At 62.8% G+C, this 13,535-nt stretch carries 10 protein-coding genes and 1 riboswitch; of the genes, 7 read left to right on the top strand and 3 right to left on the bottom strand.

Annotated features, from left to right (window positions below):
• Nucleotide 1 precedes the first annotated feature (1 nt).
• From M2360_RS13445 to M2360_RS13435, 3 genes are all read right to left on the bottom strand, one after another.
• Nucleotides 2-835, bottom strand: coding sequence for an ABC transporter permease (locus M2360_RS13445; protein WP_280775677.1), 834 nt, complete (start codon nucleotides 833-835; stop codon nucleotides 2-4).
• A gap of 1 nt (nucleotide 836) precedes the next feature.
• Nucleotides 837-1,793, bottom strand: a complete 957-nt coding sequence (locus tag M2360_RS13440) for an ABC transporter permease (RefSeq protein WP_280775676.1) — start codon at nucleotides 1,791-1,793, stop codon at nucleotides 837-839.
• A 118-nt stretch (nucleotides 1,794-1,911) separates the two neighbouring features.
• On the bottom strand, nucleotides 1,912-3,507 hold the full coding sequence (locus M2360_RS13435; RefSeq protein ID WP_280775674.1) for an ABC transporter substrate-binding protein: 1,596 nt from the start codon (nucleotides 3,505-3,507) through the stop codon (nucleotides 1,912-1,914).
• 938 nt (nucleotides 3,508-4,445) lie between these two features.
• On the opposite strand from M2360_RS13435, the gene M2360_RS13430 reads away from it, so the two are divergent.
• The 7 genes from M2360_RS13430 to cobN all read left to right on the top strand — a co-directional run bounded on the left by M2360_RS13430 (nucleotide 4,446) and on the right by cobN (nucleotide 13,521).
• Nucleotides 4,446-5,903 (top strand): cobyric acid synthase, encoded by a 1,458-nt coding sequence (locus tag M2360_RS13430; RefSeq protein ID WP_280775672.1) that lies wholly within the window; start codon nucleotides 4,446-4,448, stop codon nucleotides 5,901-5,903.
• 76 nt (nucleotides 5,904-5,979) lie between these two features.
• A riboswitch (cobalamin riboswitch) is annotated at nucleotides 5,980-6,354 on the top strand.
• 37 nt (nucleotides 6,355-6,391) lie between these two features.
• Complete coding sequence (locus M2360_RS13425; RefSeq protein WP_280775671.1) at nucleotides 6,392-6,568, top strand: CbtB domain-containing protein; 177 nt, start codon at nucleotides 6,392-6,394, stop codon at nucleotides 6,566-6,568.
• Nucleotides 6,569-6,669: 101 nt separating this feature from the next.
• Complete coding sequence (locus tag M2360_RS13420) at nucleotides 6,670-7,395, top strand: CbtA family protein (RefSeq protein WP_280775670.1); 726 nt, start codon at nucleotides 6,670-6,672, stop codon at nucleotides 7,393-7,395.
• The gene (gene cobU / locus M2360_RS13415; protein WP_280775669.1) at nucleotides 7,392-7,907 is read left to right on the top strand and encodes a bifunctional adenosylcobinamide kinase/adenosylcobinamide-phosphate guanylyltransferase; all 516 of its coding nucleotides are present in this window, start codon (nucleotides 7,392-7,394) and stop codon (nucleotides 7,905-7,907) included. Before M2360_RS13420 ends, cobU begins: the two co-directional genes overlap by 4 nt.
• A gap of 3 nt (nucleotides 7,908-7,910) precedes the next feature.
• On the top strand, nucleotides 7,911-8,960 hold the full coding sequence (gene cobW, locus M2360_RS13410; protein WP_280775668.1) for a cobalamin biosynthesis protein CobW: 1,050 nt from the start codon (nucleotides 7,911-7,913) through the stop codon (nucleotides 8,958-8,960).
• A gap of 53 nt (nucleotides 8,961-9,013) precedes the next feature.
• Nucleotides 9,014-9,238, top strand: coding sequence for a hypothetical protein (locus M2360_RS13405; RefSeq protein ID WP_280775667.1), 225 nt, complete (start codon nucleotides 9,014-9,016; stop codon nucleotides 9,236-9,238).
• A gap of 110 nt (nucleotides 9,239-9,348) precedes the next feature.
• Nucleotides 9,349-13,521, top strand: coding sequence for a cobaltochelatase subunit CobN (gene cobN / locus M2360_RS13400; protein WP_280775666.1), 4,173 nt, complete (start codon nucleotides 9,349-9,351; stop codon nucleotides 13,519-13,521).
• Nucleotides 13,522-13,535: the final 14 nt, after the last annotated feature.

Genomic DNA, 13,535 nt, shown 5'->3' with positions numbered 1-13,535 from the left:
CTCACATCTCCGCCGAGGCGCCCGAGGGACGGGCATTGATGGACAGGATCCAGTCGACGACGAGGTTCACGCCGATGGTCATGATGGCGATCATCAGCGCGGGCCAGAGCGGCGCCGGCAGGCCCGAGACGATCGCGCCGCGGTTTTCCCACACCATGCCGCCCCAGTCGGCATGCGGCGGCTGAATGCCGAGGCCGAGGAAGGAGAGGCCGGCCACGAACAGGAAGTTGAAGCAGAAGCGCAGGCCGAATTCGGAAATCATCGGCGGCAGCGCGTTCGGCAGGATTTCCTTGCGCATGATCCACCACAGGCCTTCGCCGCGCAGGCGGGCAGCCTCGACGAATTCCAGCACGGCGATGTTCATCGACACGGCGCGGGCGAGGCGGAAGACGCGGGTGGAATCGAGAATGGCGATGGTGATGACCAGCGTCGGGATCGACGAACCGAACATCGACAACACGATCAGCGCGAAGACGAGCAGCGGGATCGACAGCATGATGTCGACGAAGCGCGACAGGATCTGGTCGATCACCGCGCCGCCGGTGGCGGCGAGCAGACCGGCGATCGTGCCCATGGTGAAGGACAGGATCGTGGTGGCCAACGCCACGCCGATGGTCATGCGCGCGCCAAAGATGATGCGAGACAGCATGTCGCGGCCATTCTGGTCGGTGCCCAGCCAATGGGCGACAGACATGGTTTCCCAGCGCGAGCCGACCGATTCTGATTCCGAATAGGGCGCGATCCAGGGCGCGAAGATCGCGAGAATCACGAAGATCAGCACGATGGCGATGCCGACCCATGCGGCGCCGTTTGGTTTGTAACCGAATATCGTCATGTCACTTCCCCAGAGAAGGCTTGCGCAGGCGCGGATTGACCAGAATGCTGATGATGTCCGCTGTCGTGTTGAGCACGATGAACGCGCCGGCGAAGACCAGGCCGCAGGCCTGCACCACCGGCAGGTCGCGCTTTGTCACGCCATCGACCATGAACTGGCCGATGCCCGGATAGTTGAAGACTTTCTCGATAACGACCACGCCGACGATGAGATAAGCGAGATTGAGCGCGATGACCGCGATGATCGGCGCCGCAGCGTTTGGCAGGGCATGCCGGACGATGACGCGGCTGCGCGGCAGGCCCTTGAGGAAGGCCATTTCGATATAGGGCTGCGACATGATTGACAGAACCGCCGACCGCGTCATGCGCAACATATGCGCGGCGACCAGCAGGGTCAGCGTGATAGCCGGCAGCATCGTCGTCCACAGCTTGGTGCCGAGTGACATGCCCGGATAGACCATGACCAGCGAGGGCAGCCAGCGAAGCTCCACCGCAAACACCAGGATCAGAACATAGGCGATAAAGAATTCGGGAACCGAGATCGTGGCGAGCGAGACGATGTTGGCGAGCCGATCCGGCCATTTTCCTTCGTTGATCGCGGCGAGAATGCCGAGCCCTACCGACAGCGGCACGGCGATGCAGGCGGCGAAGCCGGCGAGGAAAAGCGTGTTTTCGAAGCGTGGCGCAATCGATTGCAGAATATCGCGCTTGTTGGTCATGGCTTTGCCAAAATCGCCCTGCAAGGCGTTGGTGAACCATTCGAAGTAACGGACGTAAGCGGGGCGGTCGAGGCCGAGCTCGGCCCGGAACACCGCGAGCGTTTCGGGTGTGGCGCCCTGTCCGAGCACCGCCGAGGCGACGTCGCCCGGCAGGATTTCCGTCGCGGCGAAAATCAGCACGCTGACAGCGAACAAAGTCACGACCGCAAGAGCGAGTCGCGTGGTTAACAAGCGAAGCATTTCGTCGCCCCCTTTATAGTCTTATGGGCAGATCCCATGTCCGTCCCCACATCCCCGCGCGGCTGGACAATGGATAGAATACGGGCGCGGAAAAACCTTTCCGCGCCCGAAATCCCTATCAGGCGAACCAGGCCTTTTCGGCGACGCGGTTGTCGTCCATGTCGTAGCGCGCATGCGGCTTCACGCCCTGGACCTTCGGCGCGTAGCCGTCGAGGTAGTCGGTGATCGCAAAGCAGATCATGCCGCCATCGTCGGAAATCATTTCCTGGCACTTGCCATAGATTTCCTTGCGCTTGGCGTCGTCGAGCTCGATGCGGGCTTCGGCGACCAGCGCGTCGAATTCCGGACGCTTCCAGTTGGAGTCGTTCCAGTCCGAAGCCGAGCCATAGACCTGGGTGAAGGTCTGGTCGGCGGTCGGGCGACGGCCCCAATAGACGGCGCAGAAAGGCACTTTGAGCCAGACATTGTCCCAGTAGCCATCGGGGGACACGCGGTTGATGGTGAGGTCGATGCCGGCCTTCTTGATGGATTCCTGGTAGATCGTGGCGCAGTCGACCGCAGTGCCCCAGGCGCCTTCCGACGTCTGCAGCTCGATTTTGGTTCCTGCGGCGAGACCGGCCTTCTTGAAGTGGAAGGCGGCCTTGTCGGGATCATAGGCGCGCTGCGGCATGGAGGCGTTGTAATAGGGGTTGAGCGGGTCGAGCGTATGGTCGTTGCCCGGGATGGCGTAGCCCGAATAGACCTGGTCGATGATCGCCTGGCGGTCGATGCCGTATTTCAGCGCCAGACGCAGGTCCTTGTTGTCGAAGGGGGCGTCGGTCACGCGGGAGACGAAGCAGAAGCGGTTGCCGGTGCCCTTGGTGCGGACGACGGCGACGTTCGGATCCTTCATCAGATTGTCGACGGTGCGGGCGTCGATACGGTTGATCGCGTCCACCTGGCCGGACTGCAGCGCTGCGGTGCGGGCGGCCGGATCCTGGATGTAGATGATTTCGACGGAGTCGAAATTGCCGCGATTCGGCTTCCAGTAATCGCCGCGGTTCTTGAAGGCGATGCGCACGCCCGGCTCGAAGCTTTCGAGCGTGAAGGCGCCGGTGCCGATCGGGTTGGACCAGTCAGCGAAGTCCTTGGGAACCACCAGGATGTGGTAATCGCCGAGGATTGCCGGGAAGTCGGCGTTGCCGGCCGACAGGGTGATGCTGACCTGGCTTGGCGATGCGGCGCTGATATCGGCGATCTGCTCGAGAATGCCCTTGGCCGGCGACTTGGTTTCGCCGCGATGCAGGCCGATGGAGTAGATGATATCGTCGGCGTCGAGCGTCTTGCCGTTGGAGAACTTGATGCCCTGGCGGACGTTGAAGGTCCACTGTTGCGCGCCCGGCTCAACGTCCCAGCTTTCGAACAGTTCGCCGGTCGGATTGCCTTCGCTGTCGAATTCGACGAGGCCGTTCATCAGGCAAAGCGAAGCGGCGATCATCACCGAGTCCGCATAGGTGCGCGGATCGAGCGAATCGGAGGCGGAGCCGCCTTCCATGCCGAGGCGCAGCGTGCCGCCCTTCTTGGGTTCAGCCGCCTGGGCCTTGGAGAACATGCTTGATGCGGCGGGGATGGCGATGCCGGTCGCCAAAGCCAGCTGCATGAAATCGCGGCGCGACAGGCTGCCCTTGCGGGCGAGCGTTTCAGCCGCTTTCAGTTTGCTTTCGAAATCATTCATATGTGGTCTCCCTTGTTATGCTGCGAATGGCTGTAGGCCGGTTGTTCCCCAAAGGGCCCCAGCGATTGTGGTGAAACCGAGCGACGCGGCTTTGAAGGCGGCGCGCCGATCCGTCAGGCGAAAGGCATAGATTGTCGGGAAGGATTCGAAAGCAGAATCTGCGCTTCCGCCGAGATGCTGCTTGCCGCTGTCATACATACAGAGCACGTCTCCCAGTTGTCCGGAGCGGTCGCCCCTCCGGTCTGCGTTGAATGATCGCCCGCGTGGCGTATGCTTACGCGCGGCGATATTCCACAAGTCTCTCGTTCCCAGGCGCGAGCATTTTTTATTTATCTCTAAACGGCGTTTTGCGCCATTCCAGATTGTTTGCGTTCGCGAAAATGAACTGTACGGCTTCAAATGAATAAATCAACACCCCCAATGGTGGAGGAGCCCCGGGCTAAAAAATTCCTATTCCAAATGCGACGTATTGCCGCCGCATGTCGTATCTCTTTTTGCGATTGTGGAAATAAAGCGCCACCAATGAGTGTTCTGCGGTGTCCAGATACGTCGCACAGAGCAAATGTTATTCGGGGTGAGACCTAATGTGTCGAAAATGCGTCGTCTACCGACCCGCAAAAAAAAGTTGGCGGATCTTCAAAAAAAATTTGCCGGGAGTTCATTGAAGCTTTTTTTGAAACTGGGGCCGCTCATAAACCATCCAGTAAGATTGTGGCTATAAATCTCTATTCGCGGCGGGCCGAGGCACCGCTTCTCCGGATCAGGTAGTGCGTTCCGGAGCACCTCGCGCCGCAACTTCTTTCTTATTGATGATGCGCGGGCGTCCCACAGGCTGGGATGCTCGCTTCGCGCGCTCGGACCTGATGGCGTCGCTGGCTGACCTTGCCTGCGCCATCAGGCGGTGGCATTCCATGTGTTGCAATTCAGGGAGCGACGACATGGCCAGGGCGATCATGCTGCAGGGAACCGGCTCGGATGTGGGCAAGACCGTGTTGGTGGCGGGTCTTTGCCGCATCGCCGCCCGGCGTGGACTAAGGGTCAAGCCGTTCAAGCCGCAGAACATGTCCAACAACGCCGCCGTCAGCGACGATGGCGGCGAGATCGGCCGGGCGCAATGGCTGCAGGCGCTGGCCTCAGGCGTTGCCTCCAGCGTGCATATGAATCCGGTGCTCCTCAAGCCGCAATCGGAAACCGGCAGCCAGATCATCGTGCAGGGCAAGGTGTATGGGCAGGCCAAGGCGCGGGACTATCAGAGGCTGAAGCCGGAACTTCTTTCGCATGTGCTGGACAGTTTTGCGCGTATATCCGAGGACGCCGATCTGGTGATCGTCGAGGGCGCGGGCTCGCCGGCGGAAATCAATCTACGTCCGGGCGACATCGCCAATATGGGGTTTGCCCGCGCCGCCAACGTGCCCGTGGCTCTGGTGGGTGATATCGACCGGGGCGGGGTGATCGCCTCTGTCGCAGGCACCCATCTGATCCTCGATCCCGAAGATCGGGCCATGGTGACTGGTTATCTGATCAACAAGTTTCGCGGCGATGTCAGCCTGTTTGACGATGGCGTCAAAGCGATCGAGCGCTTTACAGACTGGCCCTGCTTCGGCGTCGTGCCCTGGCTGAAAGCCGCCGCGCGCCTGCCGGCCGAGGATTCGGTGACGCTGGAGCGACTGGTGAAAGGAAAGAGCGGGGCTCTCAAGGTCGCCGTGCCGGTGACGCCGCGGATCGCCAATTTCGATGATTTCGACGCGCTGGCGGCTGAGCCCGAAGTGGACCTGATCTATGTGAAGCCGGGTGATCCGATCCCGGCGGATACTGGCCTTGTCGTGCTGGCGGGGTCCAAGTCGACGATTGGCGACCTCAAGGCGCTGAGAGTCCATGGTTGGGATAAAGACATCGCGCTGCATGTTCGCCGCGGCGGGCGCGTGATGGGGATCTGCGGCGGCTACCAGATGCTGGGCCGCAAGATTTGCGATCCGCTCGGCCTTGAGGGGGAGGACCGCGAGGTGGACGGTCTCGGTCTTCTCGATGTCGAGACCGTGATGGCGCCGGAAAAGCGTCTGGCCAACAGCACAGCCCGCTCGGTTGCCTATGACGCGGCGCTTCAGGGTTATGAGATTCATCTCGGCGAGACGTCGGGCGCCGATTGCCTGCGTCCCTATGTCGAGATCGACGGCAAACCCGACGGCGCCATGTCCGCCGATGGGCGTATCGTCGGCACCTATCTTCACCGTATTTTCGACGCCGATGGCTTCCGGCGGGCGCTGTTGGCGAGCTTCGGCGTCGCGGGCGGCGGTTTCGACTATCGCGCCGAAGTGGAGCGTGCGCTCGACGATGTCGCGATCGAACTCGAAGCGGCGCTCGATCCGGCCTGGCTCAACGGGTTGATGCGCCCATGACCATGGCGATCCCCGTCTTTTGTTGAGGGCGGCGGCGTTTATGTCGCATTTGGATTGACGCGGTTCGACGCCCTACATTATGATCGCCTTGTTTGGTTCCCGGAGGGCGCAAAGTCCAAGGGATCAAAAGGGAATGGGAAGGATGGACCCAAGCGGGCATCTTTATCCCGGCCGACCCCGCGACTGTAGAGCGGCAGAGGCATTTCCGGGACGTCTTTCGACGTGTTTTCTGGGCAGCCGGCATGGGGCCGGCGCGGAAAAGACAGAGGATGGCGTTCAAAGCCACTGGAATGACTGACGCGACAACACGGTCCTGGACGCCTCTATTTCTACGAATCGTCCGTTCTGCGCATCAGCCACACGTTCCGGGAAGGCGAGGGGATGTCGTTGCATGGGTTCGCCCATGCGAAAGCCGTGAGCCAGGAGACCTGCCAGACACAGCCGCGCAGAGATGCGCATATTTTCTTGCCAGCAGCACGGAGGTTGTTATGGCCCGCACGAACACGATTTCTTCTCCCCTTTCTCTGTCCGACCGTCTCGTCGCCGGGATCTTTGCCGCCGCTCTGGGCGCTTTCCTGGTGTTCGGCGCCGGTTTTGCGCATTCGAACGTGCTGCATGACACGGCGCACGACGTTCGCCACGCCAATGGCTTTCCCTGCCACTAAGACGCCGATCCCAGCTTGACGGCATGCGCCGGGGCCAATCGGCCCCAGGCGCAAACGTCGTTTGAGCATTCGGTCTTGCTGGTCTTTCGAAAGGGACTGTCATGATAACTCGATATCTTCTGGTCGCTCTGGTGGCCGGGTTGCTTGCTGGCGTTCTGGCGACGGTGGCGCAGCAGGCGCGCGTCGTGCCGCTCATTCTCGAAGCCGAGAAATATGAGACGGCGCCGGACGCGGCGCATGAACATTCGTCCGCGCTCGATCTCGGCCTCTTCACGCCAGCCCAGGCGCATGAACATGCGGCCGAAGGCGAAGACGATGCCGGCATGCTGTTTGGCGTCGACCGTCTCACCGGCACGCTGATGGCCAATCTCGTCACCGGCACGGGCTTTGCGCTCATCCTGATGGCGGCGTCGCTGGTCAGCGGCCGGAGCGTGACGCTCGCCAACGGCGCGATCTGGGGCGTCCTCGGCTGGCTGGTCTTCCAGATGGCCCCGGCGCTCGGCCTGCCGCCGGAACTGCCCGGCTTCCCGGCCGGCGACCTGTTTGCCCGGCAGATCTGGTGGATCGGTTGCGCAGCGGCGACTGCAGGCGCGCTCGCCTTGTTCCTGCTGCGTCCGGAAATCTGGGCCAAGGCCTTTGGCGTCGTGCTGATGCTCGCTCCGCATGCGATCGGCGCGCCGCAGCCTGAGGATATCTCGACCTCGGTTCCGGCCCTGCTGGCGGCCGAATACGCCTCGGCGGCGCTGGCCACAGGCCTGTTCTTCTGGGTGATGATCGGGCTCGGCATCGGCGCGCTCAATCAGCGCTATGTGGAACGGGCGGCTTGAGCGGCTTTGCGACATTGGTGCTCGGCGGGGCGCGATCGGGAAAATCCCGTTTCGCCGAGCAGATCTGCCGCGACAGCGGTTTGACGCTGCATTACATCGCCACGGGCCGGGCCTGGGACGGTGAGATGGAAGCGCGCATCGCCGCCCATCGCGCCGATCGCGGACCGGCCTGGACCACGCATGAGGCCCCGACCGACCTGGTTGAGGCGCTCGCGGCCATAGACGCCCCCGGCAATATCGTGCTCGTCGATTGCCTGACGCTGTGGGTCACCAATCTGATGATGGAAGAACGGGCGGGCGCTGTCGAATTCGAGGCGCTGGCGAAAGCCGTGTCAGCGCCAAGAGCGCGGATCGTGCTCGTCAGCAACGAGGTCGGTCTTGGCATCGTGCCTGACAACAAGATGGCGCGGGACTTCCGCGACCACGCCGGCCGCCTCCACCAAATGATCGCGCAGATCGCGCGGGACGTCTATTTCGTCGCGGCGGGACTGCCGCTGAAAATGAAGGGTTAAGAGATGCAAAAGATTCCGGCCACCGTGATCACGGGCTTTCTCGGCGCGGGCAAGACGACGATGATCCGCAATCTGCTGTCCAACGCCGGCGGCAAGAAGATCGCGCTGATCATCAATGAATTCGGCGATCTCGGCGTCGATGGCGACGTGCTGAAGGGCTGCGGCGCCGAGGCCTGCACCGAAGACGACATCATCGAACTCAACAATGGCTGCATCTGCTGCACCGTCGCCGATGATTTCATCCCGACCATGGAAAAGCTGCTCGCCCGCGACGTGAAGCCCGATCATATTGTCATCGAGACCTCTGGCCTGGCGCTGCCGCAGCCGCTGGTCGCCGCCTTCAACTGGCCCGGCATCAAGACGGCTGTCACGGTGGACGGCGTCATCACCGTGGTCGACAGCGCCGCCGTGGCCGCCGGCCGTTTCGCTGACGATCACGATGCGCTGGACGCGCAGCGCAAGGAAGATGAAGGCCTCGACCATGAAAGCCCGATCGAGGAACTGTTCGAGGATCAACTGACGGCCGCCGATCTCATCGTGCTCAACAAGACCGATCTGCTCGACGCCGCCGGCATCCAGTCGGTGCGCGACGCCGTCAATGCCGCCACTAGCCGCAAGCCCAAGATGATCGAAGCCAGGAATGGCGAGATCCCGGCTTCCGTGCTGCTGGGCCTGGGCGTCGGCACCGAAAGCGATATTGAGAACCGCAAGTCGCATCACGAACTCGAGCATGAGGGCGCGCCGCACGATCACGATCACGACGAGTTCGAAAGCTTCATTGTGGAGCTTGGCGCGCTCAAGGATGCTGGCGCTTTTGTCGAAGCGCTGAAGCCGGTGATCAACAAGCACGACATTCTGCGCCTCAAGGGATTTGCCGATGTCGCCGGCAAGCCGATGCGGCTGGTGATCCAGGCGGTCGGCTCGCGGATCGAGACCTATTTCGACCGCCCCTGGGCGCCGGGCGAGGCCCGTGCAACCCGTCTCGTGGTCATCGGCCTGCATGACGAGATGGACGATGCTGCAATCATGGCGGAGATCAAAGCGCTGGGTTGAGTGGTAGAGCGGGATGTCTTTGCCGACGGGGCTCTTGATGGTAGGATAGATCCATGATGATCGACGCCGCCAGCATGGTCCGACCGGCAGACTATCCCGCTCTTTCGCGGCTGATCTGGAATGGCGAACCTGACAGAGCCATTCCGGCGCAGGAGGCATTTTCGATTTACGAACGGAACTGGCGCCATCTGGACCAGTCCCAACTCAGCAGGCGGGAGGCGGATCTGATCGCCGCGCTCACCGATGTTTTCGGCCAGGGAATCCTGCTTCCCTCCTGAACAAGAGACATGCGGGATATCGCGCCTATGCAATTTCTACGCCCCCAGCATCAGATCATAGCGAGATGCGTCTGCGAACGCCTGCAGCTTATTGGTAGAATAGGGTTCTGATGCATCTCCTCCTCGCCCAGAAAGGCTCGCTCTCCGATAGCGAAGACGCCGTCGATCTCGGCCAGACGCCGGGGGAGATCGTGTTCCTGTCGGCGGCCGATACCGAGATTGCATCGGTGGCGCGGGCGACCGCTGAGAGCGCGGTCGACTGGCGCATCGTCAATCTCGCCAGCCTCAAACATCCGATGTCGATCGATCTCTGGGTCGAGAAAACGGCGCGGCATTCGAAACTCGTGGTGCTGCGCGCGCTCGGCGGCTACGGCTATTTCACCTATCTGATCGAGGCGCTGATGGGGGCGGCGCAGCGGCATGGCTTCCAGTTTGCCACGCTGCCAGGCGACGATCGCCCGGATGCCGGCGTCGACGCGTGGTCGACGATTGCCGCCGAGGACGTCAAAACGCTGTGGACCTATCTGGTCGAGGCGGGGGCTGAGAATGTGGCGGGGTTTTCGCGCTATTGCGAGGCGTTGATCGGGCGCGGGGAAAAGCCTGCGGCGCCGGTCAAGCTCGACAAGGCCGGGATCTGGTGGCCGGGCAGGGGCGTGGTCAGTGCGGATGTGTGGGAAGAGGCGTCGGTGGGTGGGTTGCCCCCCTCTGCCCTGCCGGGCATCTCCCCCTCAAGGGGGGAGATCGAAGGAGGCGACGCCTCGCCCAGCATTGAGACGTCGAGATTGGGGCAGGGAGCGCCCTCCCAGCCAATCTCCCCCCTTGAGGGGGAGATGTCCGGCAGGACAGAGGGGGGTATCCCGCAGGCGCTACGCCATCCGGAGGAGAGTGCGCCGCAAGTCCAGCGCCCCGCCAAAACCCCTTTGGCCGTCATCACTTTCTACAAGGCGCTGGTGCAATCCGGCCAGACCGCCCCGGTAGAAGCGCTGATCGAGGCCTTGCAGGCGCGCGGCTTGCGGGTGCTGCCGATCTTCGTTTCCAGCCTCAAGGAGCCGGTGTCGGCTAAAACTATACGGGCGCTGTTTCAAACCTACGCGCCCGATGTCGTGCTGAACGCCACGAGTTTCGCGGTCGTCTCTCCCGGCGCGGAAAAGACCGGCACGGTGCTGGATGAGACCGGCGCGCAGGTGCTGCAGGTGATCTTCTCGGCGCTGACGCGCGAGGCCTGGGAAAGCTCCACGATGGGGTTGGCGACGCGCGACCTCGCCATGAATGTGGCGCTGCCGGAAGTGGACGGTCGCGTGCTGACCCGGGCGGTGTCGTTCAAGAAAGCGGCGCGGTTTGATCCGCGCGCGCAGGTCAATATTGTCGGTCCCGAACCCGAGCCGTCGCGCATCGCCTTCGTGGCGGAACAGGCGGCGCGCTGGGCGCGGCTGCGGCATCTGCAAAACAGTCAGAAGAAAGTGGCGTTGATCCTCGCCAATTACCCCAATCGCGATGGCCGCCTCGGCAATGGCGTGGGTCTGGATACGCCGGCTGGGTCGCTGGAATCGCTGAAGGCGATGAAGGCGGCGGGCTATGTGATCGGCGATCTGCCTGATAGCGGCGACGGCCTGATCAACTATCTGATGGCGGGGCCGACCAATGCCGCAACCGATGGCCGCGAGATCCGCGAGACGCTGTCGCTTAATCTTTACAACGACTTCTTCGCCCGTCTTCCGGCTCAGATTCAGGATGAGGTGACGGCGCGTTGGGGCGGGCCGGAGGATGATCCGTTTTTCCTCGATGGCGCCTTCGCCCTGCCGCTTTGCCGTTTCGGGCAGGTGCTCACCGGCATCCAGCCGGCGCGCGGCTACAATATCGATCCGAAGGAGACCTATCACTCTCCCGACCTCGTGCCGCCGCATGGTTATTTCGCCTTCTACGCCTTCATCCGCGAGTCGTTCGGCGCTGATGTCGCCATCCATATGGGCAAGCATGGCAATATGGAGTGGTTGCCGGGCAAGTCTCTGGCGCTGTCGGAGACCTGCTATCCCGAAGCGGTGTTCGGGCCCCTGCCGCATCTCTATCCCTTCATCGTCAACGATCCCGGCGAGGGCACGCAGGCCAAGCGGCGGTCTTCGGCCGTCATTCTCGACCATCTGACGCCGCCGCTGACGCGGGCGGAGAGTTACGGTTATCTGAAGGATCTCGAAGCGCTGGTGGACGAGTATTTTCTCGCCCAGGGGTCTGATCCGCGCCGCATCGTGCTGCTCAAGAAGCAGATCCTCGATCTCGCCACCGACACCGGCCTCGGCGAGGATGTCGGCATCGCCGGGCTCGACGAGGACGCGGCGCTGCAGAAGCTCGACGCCTGGCTGTGCGATCTCAAGGAATTGCAGATCCGCGACGGGCTGCATGTGTTCGGCGTCGCGCCGGAGGGACGGTTGCTGACGGACCTGACCGTGGCGCTGGCGCGGGTTCCGCGTGGCGATGGCGAAGACGGCAACGCCAGCCTGCAGCGGGCGATGGCTTTGGATATGGCGGAGGAAGCGCCTCTCACTGAGAGGGTGGCTCACCCCCCTCTGTCCTGCCGGACATCTCCCCCTCAAGGGGGCAGATCAGATGGAGCGGGCTCTTCCCGACCCACTGGCGTCGGCGATAATCACGAGGTGTCTGCCGTTGAAGCGAGTGTCCGCCCCCAGCCAATCTCCCCCCTTGAGGGGGAGATGTCCGGCAGGACAGGGGGGGGCAATCCTGGCTCGACCTTCGACCCGCTGGACTGCGACATGGCCGCCCCTTGGACCGGTCCTCGTCCGGCAATCCTCGCGGATCTCCTCTATGCCCCCTGGCGCACCAATGGCGACACGGTGGAGCGCATCGAATTGCTGGCCGCGAAATTCGTCTCCGGCGAAATCCCTTGCCCCGAAACCTGGCTCCGCACCCGCGCTGTCCTCGATCAGGTCGAGACGCGGCTGAAACCGTCGATCGAAGCCTGTGGTCATGCGGAGATCGAGGCGCTGATGCGGGGTCTCGCTGGTCGCTTCGTCTCCCCCGGACCGTCCGGCGCGCCGACGCGCGGGCGGCCGGATGTGCTGCCGACGGGGAAGAACTTCTACTCGGTCGACACCCGCGCGGTGCCGACGCCGACCGCCTGGGAACTCGGACGCAAATCGGCGGATCTACTTGTCACGCGTTATGCGCAGGATCACGGCGACTGGCCTAAAAGCCTGGGCATCACCGCCTGGGGCACCTCCAACATGCGCACCGGCGGCGATGATATCGCCCAGGCGCTGGCGCTGATCGGGGCCAAGCCGGTCTGGGATATGGGCTCGGCGCGGGTCATCGGCTATGAGATCATTCCGGTATCCATGCTTGGGCGCCCGCGCGTGGATGTGACGCTTCGCATCTCCGGCTTTTTCCGCGACGCGTTTCCCGAGCAGATCGCGCTGTTCGACAAGGCGGTCCGCGCCATCGGCGGGCTCGACGAGGACGAGGCCGACAATCCGATCGCGGCGCGTATGAAAGCGGAAGCGCAGGCGATTTCGGCAAAGGGCGAAGCGGACGACAAGAAGGCGGCGCGACAGGCTGGCTACCGCGTGTTCGGCTCCAAACCGGGCGCCTATGGCGCAGGCCTGCAGGCGCTGATGGACGAAGGCGGTTGGGAGGACAAGGCCGACCTCGCCGAGAGTTTCGTCGAATGGGGCGGCTACGCCTATGGCGCCGAAGAGGACGGCGAGGCCGAGCGCGGCCTGTTCGAGACGCGCTTGTCGCAGATTGAGGCCGTGGTGCAGAACCAGGACAATCGCGAGCACGACCTGCTCGATTCCGACGATTACTACCAGTTCCAGGGCGGCATGGCGGCGGCGGCGGAGCATCTGTCGGGCCAGAAACCCGCCATCTACCACAACGACCATTCCAGGCCGGAAAAGCCGGTGATCCGGTCGCTGGAAGAAGAGATTTCGCGCGTGGTGCGCGGCCGCGTCGTCAATCCGAAATGGATCGCCGGCGCGATGCGCCACGGCTACAAGGGCGCCAGCGAAATGGCGGCCACCGTAGACTTCATGTTCGCCTATGCCGCGACCACGGGCGCAGTGAAAAGCCACCACTTCGAGGCGGCCTATCAGGCCTATCTGATGGACGAGACGGTGCGCGATTTTCTCAGTGAGAAGAACGAGGCGGCGCTGCGCGAAATGGCCCAGAAGCTGATCGAGGCGATGGATCGCAAACTTTGGTCCCCGAAATCCAACTCGGCTCGGTTTGAGTTGGAGGAACTCGCTGGGATAATGGTAAATGCAGACCTATAGCAGGAGGTGAACAT

This window comes from Rhizobium sp. SG_E_25_P2, assembly GCF_029892285.1.
GTDB lineage: Bacteria > Pseudomonadota > Alphaproteobacteria > Rhizobiales > Rhizobiaceae > Rhizobium_E.
Note: the sequence above shows the minus strand (reverse complement) of the source record. Positions and strands in the feature narration are given on the sequence as shown.

What these genes read in the sequence shown, in the direction of transcription:
- cobW (WP_280775668.1), top strand. Translation starts at nt 7,911, where the DNA reads ATGCAAAAGATTCCGGCCACCGTGATCACGGGCTTTCTCGGCGCGGGC.
- M2360_RS13420 (WP_280775670.1), top strand. Translation starts at nt 6,670, where the DNA reads ATGATAACTCGATATCTTCTGGTCGCTCTGGTGGCCGGGTTGCTTGCT.
- M2360_RS13440 (WP_280775676.1), bottom strand. Translation starts at nt 1,793, where the DNA reads ATGCTTCGCTTGTTAACCACGCGACTCGCTCTTGCGGTCGTGACTTTG.
- M2360_RS13435 (WP_280775674.1), bottom strand. Translation starts at nt 3,507, where the DNA reads ATGAATGATTTCGAAAGCAAACTGAAAGCGGCTGAAACGCTCGCCCGC.
- M2360_RS13425 (WP_280775671.1), top strand. Translation starts at nt 6,392, where the DNA reads ATGGCCCGCACGAACACGATTTCTTCTCCCCTTTCTCTGTCCGACCGT.
- M2360_RS13430 (WP_280775672.1), top strand. Translation starts at nt 4,446, where the DNA reads ATGGCCAGGGCGATCATGCTGCAGGGAACCGGCTCGGATGTGGGCAAG.
- M2360_RS13405 (WP_280775667.1), top strand. Translation starts at nt 9,014, where the DNA reads ATGATGATCGACGCCGCCAGCATGGTCCGACCGGCAGACTATCCCGCT.
- M2360_RS13445 (WP_280775677.1), bottom strand. Translation starts at nt 835, where the DNA reads ATGACGATATTCGGTTACAAACCAAACGGCGCCGCATGGGTCGGCATC.
- cobN (WP_280775666.1), top strand. Translation starts at nt 9,349, where the DNA reads ATGCATCTCCTCCTCGCCCAGAAAGGCTCGCTCTCCGATAGCGAAGAC.